5 protein-coding genes are annotated in these 6,763 nt (G+C 38.0%); 4 read left to right on the top strand and 1 reads right to left on the bottom strand.

Features of this window, described 5'->3' with window-relative positions:
• Positions 1-19 precede the first annotated feature (19 nt).
• The 3 genes from AC1DJR_RS13675 to yhaM are packed head-to-tail and all read left to right on the top strand — an operon-like array spanning position 20 to position 5,168.
• Positions 20-1,261, top strand: coding sequence for a metallophosphoesterase family protein (locus tag AC1DJR_RS13675; RefSeq protein ID WP_477002819.1), 1,242 nt, complete (start codon positions 20-22; stop codon positions 1,259-1,261).
• The gene (locus AC1DJR_RS13670; protein ID WP_429692338.1) at positions 1,258-4,182 is read left to right on the top strand and encodes an ATP-binding protein; all 2,925 of its coding nucleotides are present in this window, start codon (positions 1,258-1,260) and stop codon (positions 4,180-4,182) included. The genes AC1DJR_RS13675 and AC1DJR_RS13670 overlap by 4 nt, the downstream gene beginning before the upstream one ends.
• Positions 4,183-4,223: 41 nt before the next feature.
• Positions 4,224-5,168, top strand: a complete 945-nt coding sequence (yhaM, locus tag AC1DJR_RS13665; protein ID WP_002150118.1) for a 3'-5' exoribonuclease YhaM — start codon at positions 4,224-4,226, stop codon at positions 5,166-5,168.
• A 355-nt stretch (positions 5,169-5,523) separates the two neighbouring features.
• On the opposite strand, the gene AC1DJR_RS13660 is transcribed toward yhaM, so the two are convergent.
• Positions 5,524-5,703, bottom strand: coding sequence for a DUF4177 domain-containing protein (locus tag AC1DJR_RS13660; RefSeq protein ID WP_477002818.1), 180 nt, complete (start codon positions 5,701-5,703; stop codon positions 5,524-5,526).
• Between the two features lie 643 nt (positions 5,704-6,346).
• On the opposite strand from AC1DJR_RS13660, the gene AC1DJR_RS13655 reads away from it, so the two are divergent.
• Positions 6,347-6,763: VOC family protein (locus AC1DJR_RS13655; protein ID WP_477002817.1), on the top strand; the 417-nt coding region annotated here is incomplete at its 3' end.

The raw sequence follows: 6,763 nt of genomic DNA, 5'->3' as shown, positions 1-6,763 counted from the left end.
ATAGAAAGGATCGTTATTTGTGAAACAAGTGAAGTTTATACATGCGGCTGATTTGCATTTGGATAGTCCGTTTAAAGGGATGGAGATGAATGTACCACAGTCTGTTTGGGAGAGAATGAAGCAGAGTACGTTTGAATCGTTCGAGCGTATTGTTGATAAAGCGATTCAAGAGCGCGTTGATTTCGTATTACTAGCTGGGGATTTGTATGATGCGGAGACGAGAAGTTTGAGAGCGCAAGTGTTTGTGCGTGAGCAAATGAAGCGACTTTCGCAGTACGATATTCCCGTTTTTATTATTCACGGTAACCACGATCATTTAGGAGGAAGCTGGGCGGCAATTGAGTTTCCGGAAAATGTTCATGTGTTTACAGAGCCTTATGTAGAAGCGAAATCATTTTATAAAAATGGTGAGCTTGTAGCTTCTATTTACGGGTTTAGTTATTTGCAGCAAGCGGTAACGGATAATATGACAGCGCAGTATACGAAAATGAGTGATGCGCCTTTTCATATTGGAATGCTTCACGGGAGTGTGGAAGGGGATGCAGAGCATAATCGCTATGCACCGTTTCAAATTCGTGAGCTGAARGAAAAGCAGTTTGATTATTGGGCTCTTGGCCATATACATAAACGTGAAGTTTTATCGGAGGAGCCGTACATTATTTATCCAGGTAATATACAAGGRCGTCATCGTAAGGAGACMGGSGARAARGGTGCATAYCTTATTGAACTCACGAAACAAGGATCGCAWTGTTCGTTTTTCCATACGGCGGATGTTGTGTGGGATGAGATTGAAGTTAGTATCGATGGACTTGAAACTGTTGATGATCTTATGACGAGCGCGTTAAGTGCGATGAATGAATGCAGAAGAGAAGAGGAAGGAACGCTTTTAACTGTTGTATTTATAGGGCAGGGACCACTTTCTCCTTATTTACGTGAAGACAAGCGCGTGGAAGAGATTTTTCATATTTTAGCAGCGGGAGAAGAGCGAAAAGACTTTGTGTATGCGATGAAGTGGAAAAATAAGACGGTTTCTTTTGCGGAAATTGAACGTTTGAAAGAAGAAAATCATTTCGTCGGTAGTGTGCTGAAAGAGTTAGAAGCTTTCACAAATATGGACGGAGTATTGCGCACCATTTGGACATCTCCTGTAGCACGTAATAGCATTGAAGCTTTTACGGAAGAAGAGAAGAAAGAGATTCAAAAGGAAGCGGAAAATATTATTTTAGAGCAATTATTCCAGCAAGAGAGGGATAAAAAATGAGAATTGAAAAACTCCATATTTATGGCTATGGAAAACTAGAAAATGTGGAAATGGATCTGTCAATGCTGACGGTGTTGTACGGTGAAAATGAAGCGGGAAAATCGACAATTCGCTCGTTTATGAAAAGTATTTTATTCGGTTTTCCGACGAGAGGACAGCGCCGTTATGAACCGAAAGAAGGCGGGAAGTATGGCGGAGCGGTCACTGTTCAAACAGAAAAGTACGGCCGTTTGAAAATTGAACGATTGCCAAAGACGGCAGCTGGTGAAGTGACCGTTTATTTTGAAGACGGGAAAACTGGCGGCGAAGATATTTTAAACGATATATTAAGCGGTGTGAATGAAAGCTTATTTGATTCTGTTTTTTCATTTGATATGCATGGTCTTCAAAATATTCATCAGCTCGGCGAAGCGGATATCGGTAATTATTTATTTTCGGCAAGCGCAGTCGGAAGTGATGCGTTATTGCAGTTAGATAAAAAGTTAGAAAAAGAAATGAATCAGCGTTTTAAGCCGAGTGGTCGTAATCCTGAAATTAACGTGTCACTGCAAGAGATGAAGAAAATTGAGGAAAAGATGAAAGAGTGGCAAGGGAAAATTGGCACGTATGAAAAACAAGTCGAGCAGTTAAAAGAAAGTGAAGAGAAACTTGCTTCTGTTCGTGCGGAAAAAGAGTCAGCCGAAAGACGAAAGCAAGACTATGAAATATTAGCAGCGCTTGAGCCTCTCGTTATTGAAAAGAGTGCGCACGAGAAAGTGTTGAAAAGCGAGAACGGGCAGTTTCCTGTAAACGGGATGGCGCGCTATGAGGCGGTAAAGGCAAAGATAGAACCGCTSCAAGTACAAGTAGATTCACTTCAAAAAAAGATAGAAACAGTGCAATCAGAAATTGATTCCACAGAAATAGATGAAGTATTTTTACAAAAAGAAAGTTACGTAGAAGAACTTCGTATGCAGCATATGTCTTATGAAAATGCACGCCAAGAAATGCGTGATATGACGGGAAGTATTGCGAATATAAAAGAAGAAATCGCAGAACTACAGCAACAAATTGGCGCTACTTTTGAACAAGAGACTGTTCTTTCATTTGATATAAGTTTAGCGACGAAAGAATTAATTACACAAACGGTGCAAAAAGCGAGAGAGTTAGAAACGCAAAAAACGCAGCTTGATGAACGTTTCAAAACGGCTCAGGAGCAATTAGAAGAGCAAGAAGAAAATATAAGACAAATAAGTCAGCAAATGTTAGCTGATGAAGAACGAAATACGTTAGTTGAGAGAGAAAAATCATTTCAGGATGCGGCATTTTTAGGTATGGGTGCAGAGAGAATGAAGCGCAAGTATGAGGAAAAAGCGGGAGCGGCTATGCAAAAGAAAAAACAGTGGCAAAGAATTTGTCTTCTGTTACTTCTTATTAACACGCTCGTTTTATTCACGAGTTTATTTATAGATAACCGCGCGCTATTATTTATTAGTGTGATTGTTTTTGTAGGGATTGTTTTAGCACTCGTTTTATATAAAGATCCATCAGGTGGATTACAAGAAGAGCTTCTTACTCTTCAGCAAAGTGCTGGCGGCCGTCAAAGTGAAGAAGCGATGTCCGTTCGTTATCAGTTAGAAAAGGATGAAGAGATTCGCAAGTTATTTGAGCGGGAGTCGTATAAATTACAGCAAATGGAACGTGCTTATGATAAAGTCGTTTCATCCTATGAGGAATGGGAGAGAGAAACGTTCCGTGCGGGAGAACAAGTAGATGTGTATAAAACGCGTTATATGTTCCCTGAATTTTATACGTATGCGCACATATTGCCAGCATTTGAGCGTATTGAAAAAATGCAGTCATTATATCGTGATTTAGAGAAGCGAGGTGCGCGGAAATCTTCATTATATGAAATGATTTCGCACTTTGAGCATAAACTAGAAACTGTTATCGGTAGCAAAGAGTATAGTAATTTGCATGAGGCGCAAAGTCGTATGCAAAATGAGAAAGAGAAGCGCCAAACTTGTAAGCAGCTGAAAGAGAAGCGGGCGGAATGGCAAGAAGAATACGAGTTCATGCAAGAGCAATTAAAACAACTACTAGTAGATCGAGATGGGTTATGGCATATCGCAGAATCTACAGATGAAGAGATGTTTTTAGAAGCAGGAAAATTGGCAGAGAAACGTGAAGACGCGGATAAGCAAGTGGGGCGTTTATTACCTCAAATTGATTTGTTAGAACAGCGCTTAACGAGTTTGTCATTAGCTGAGCATTATGAGGCTGACGGTTATGATGAAAAATTAAAGCAAGAAATTACAGCCGCGCAAAGCTGTCTGGCGCAAGAGAAAGAACTGACAGAGCGTATTGCGAAGCATCGAATAGAAATTGCGAATTTAGAAGAAGGCAGTACGTATGGTGATTTACTACATGAGTGGGAAATGAAAAAATCACAAGTGCGTGAACAAGTGAAGAAGTGGGCTGCRTATGCGGCCGCAAAGACAGTATTAACGAAAACGAAGCAATATTATCATGAAGTGCATTTGCCGCGTATTTTACAAAAATCCGAAGAGTATTTCGTGTATTTAACAGGCGGGAGATATAGTAAAATATTCTCACCGTCAGAAGCGGAACCTTTCATTGTCGAACGTAACGATGGTATGCGTTTTTACAGTCATGAACTAAGCCAAGCGACAGCGGAGCAGTTATATTTATCGTTACGATTTGCGCTAGCGAAAACGTTTGAGCATGATTATCCATTTATTATTGATGATAGCTTCGTACATTTTGACGCGGTAAGGACGAATCGAACGATTGAACTTATAAAGGAAATTGCGAAAGATAGACAAGTTATCTTCTTTACGTGCCATGCGCATTTATTAACGTATTTTACAGAAAATGAGATTATAAAATTAACGCATAAGCGTAAAGAAAATGAGTTGTAGTATGCTATACTAAAAGTAATTGATTTGGTGGAGGAATTCGAATGAAAAAGAAAATTGCAGAATATGAAGTTGGTGAACAAGTCGATGTTTTCTTGTTAATTAAAACAGCGACAAAAGGTCTCGCAAGTAACGGGAAGCCGTTTTTAACAGTAATCTTACAAGACCCAAGTGGAGATATTGAAGCGAAGCTATGGGATGTATCACCAGAAGTTGAGAAACAATATGTAGCGGAAACGATCGTTAAAGTAGCTGGTGATATTCTAAACTACAAAGGACGTATTCAATTACGTGTGAAACAAATTCGAGTTGCGAATGAAAATGAAGTAACGGACATCTCGGACTTTGTAGAAAAAGCTCCAATAAAAAAAGAAGATATGGTTGAAAAAATTACGCAATACATATTTGAAATGAGAAACCCGAACATWCAGCGTCTAACAAGACATTTRTTAAATAAGCAYCAAAAYGAATTTTTAGAATATCCAGCAGCGACAAAGAACCATCACGAGTTCGTATCTGGACTAGCTTACCATGTTGTATCAATGTTAGATTTAGCGAAAGCTATATCAGCTCTATACCCATCGTTAGATAAAGACTTACTATATGCGGGCGTTATTTTACACGACCTTGGTAAAGTATTTGAGCTATCTGGACCAATTTCTACGACGTATACGTTAGAAGGAAATTTACTTGGCCACATCTCTATCATGGTGAACGAAATTGGTAAAGCAGCAGACGAACTACAAATCGATGCAGAGGAAGTATTAATCCTTCAGCACATCGTCCTTTCCCATCACGGAAAAGCAGAATGGGGTAGCCCAAAACCACCATTAGTAAAAGAAGCAGAAATTCTGCACTACATCGATAACTTAGATGCAAAAATGAACATGATGGACCGCGCATTAGGACGTACAAAACCAGGTGAATACACTGAGCGTGTCTTTGCGCTTGATAACCGTTCGTTCTATAAGCCGACGTTCCATAATTAAAATGATAAATAAAATGGCCTCATTAAGTGTTAATAAGCTTAATGAGGTTGTTTTTGTATTAAAAATTAAATGAAATAGTTAAGAAATACGCATAGGTTTAACGAAGAACTATTAAAATATATCTCATCACTAGAATGGGAGCATATCAACTTTTTAGTTGAGTAACGCCAGCATTTCAGAAAAAATACAATAAGCTGTCCATATGGGCAGCTTATTTACATAATTCTCGTTATTGGAAGTTGATTAATATTAGCTTATTTGTCTTATAAGTTAAATTGAGAACAATTAGATYCCCAAATATTTCAGTTCTTTTTGTATGTTATTYAAAGCAAAYCYCTCTYGTTYTYGAAAGGRGTTATTTGATTCGTTYGAAGATAATCTCAAAATATTGCGCGTATCCTGCGATTGATGGTGCAAAGATTTGAACAAATTTCCAACCGTCTTCAGCATGTTCGGCAATAATACGCTTATAATCTTCTTTAGGTTCCCCTTTCCAGTTATTAACTTCGACTTTCACGAATTTGTAATCGTACATATCCTTTCCCCCTTTTCCTAATTGTACCATTTCGGAGAATCGATTTGTTATGATTTTTGGATGTATATGGTATTCGCATTCAGTTAATATAACGTAACATTATCGGTAGCAAGGACAAGGAGGAACCCTGCTCTCACAAGGGAACCTCCTTTTTACGTTCTATGGATCTATACATTTTTTTATACATTCCTATCCTGAAGGGGATTTTAAGATTTCTGTTTGTTACTGAATTAGCTGAAAAACTGTATAAAACCTTGCATACTTCTTAGCGTGTTTTTTAATGCTGGCGATATCCTACATCCATCAACTTATGAATTTTATAATGTCTCCAAACCGAGAATTTCTTGTGTTTTTAGTCCGAAATTTTATGCAATAAAAAAACATCTCGAATTTGAGATAAATTACTTGCTTTTTAATCACTTGAAGTGTAAAGTGATAGTAACGAAAGCGATTGAGTCATATGAAAAACATACACTCACTTGCTTTCGATTTACAAAACAAAGTAACTTATTCAGTAAAAACTAAGATGAATTTACAAAAATATAATGAGAATAAATTGAAAAGCTAAAAACCATATTAGTGGTGGGAAATGTTATTTTTTTAGTTATCACTTGACTAGTAAAATGAAACGGAGGAATTATCAATGTATGAAATTAAAGGGCATCATCACATTTCAATGGTTACAAAAAACGGAAGTGAGAATAACCATTTTTATAAAAACGTGCTTGGTTTACGCCGTGTGAAAATGACGGTAAACCAAGATGATCCATCCATGTATCATTTATTTTACGGAGATAAAACAGGAAGTCCAGGTACTGAACTATCATTTTTTGAAATGCCTTTAGTAGGAAAAACGTACCGTGGTACGAATGCAATTACGCGAATCGGATTACTCGTTCCTTCAGAGGAAAGCTTACATTACTGGAAAGAACGATTTGAGAAATTTGATGTGAAACATAGTGAAATGACAACATATGCAAATCGTCCTGCTTTGCAATTTGAGGATGCGGAAGGTCTTCGTCTCGTGCTACTCGTTTCAAACGGAGAAAAAGTGGAGCAC

The organism is Bacillus sp. 05T31 (assembly GCF_056396725.1).
The sequence above is the reverse complement of the archived record's forward strand: the minus strand, read 5'-3'. Positions and strand labels throughout refer to the sequence as shown.